The sequence below is a fragment of the Pseudomonas sp. GW821-FHT02H09 genome (assembly GCF_059421425.1).
Genome location: NZ_JBWKVA010000056.1, coordinates 1 through 595 on the forward strand (window position 1 = coordinate 1; position 595 = coordinate 595).

Genomic DNA, 595 nt, shown 5'->3' on the forward strand with positions numbered 1-595 from the left:
ATCACCGGCTTGTCCGGGTGTTTGGTTTGCATATGCTCGACGTAGGTGTCGTAGTCGGGCATGCCGACCATCAGGCGTGCGGCCTGACCGAGGTATTTACCGAGGCGACTCAGGTCATTGAACATGGTGCACTCCTTGATCAAGCGTCCGGCAAAGCCTGAAATGGCGCTTCTTTATCCGTCCGTTCTTTGCTGCCCCAGGCGGCGACACCGACCTTGAGCGCAAAGAACAGGATGCTGAATACCACGAGCAGGAACAGCGCCGTCAGTGTTGCATTGGTGTAAGCGTTGTAGATCACATGTTGCATCTGGGTGATGTCCTTGGCCGGGGCGAGGATCTGACCGTTGGCCAGCGCATCGCTGTACTTCCTGGCCAGCGCCAGGAAACCGATCGCCGGGTTGGCGTCGAACAGCTTGATGAAGCCTGCGGTGGTGGTGCAGATCAGCAGCCAGACGGCCGGCAGCAAGGTCACCCAGATGTAGCGCTGGCGTTTCATCTTGATCAGTACGACAGTCGCCAGCATCAGCGCGATACCGGCCAGCATCTGGTTGGAGATACCGAACAGCGGCCACAAGGTGTTGATGCCACCCAGCGG

2 protein-coding genes are annotated in these 595 nt (G+C 58.7%); both read right to left on the reverse strand.

The genetic code is table 11. The features are described from left to right. Positions 1-125 (reverse strand): YbdD/YjiX family protein (locus AC07VR_RS31620; protein WP_495013647.1); only part of this gene is annotated, 125 nt, incomplete at its 3' end. 14 nt (positions 126-139) lie between these two features. Continuing rightward, a partial coding sequence (locus AC07VR_RS31625; RefSeq protein WP_495013646.1) for a carbon starvation CstA family protein occupies positions 140-595 on the reverse strand: 456 nt, incomplete at its 5' end.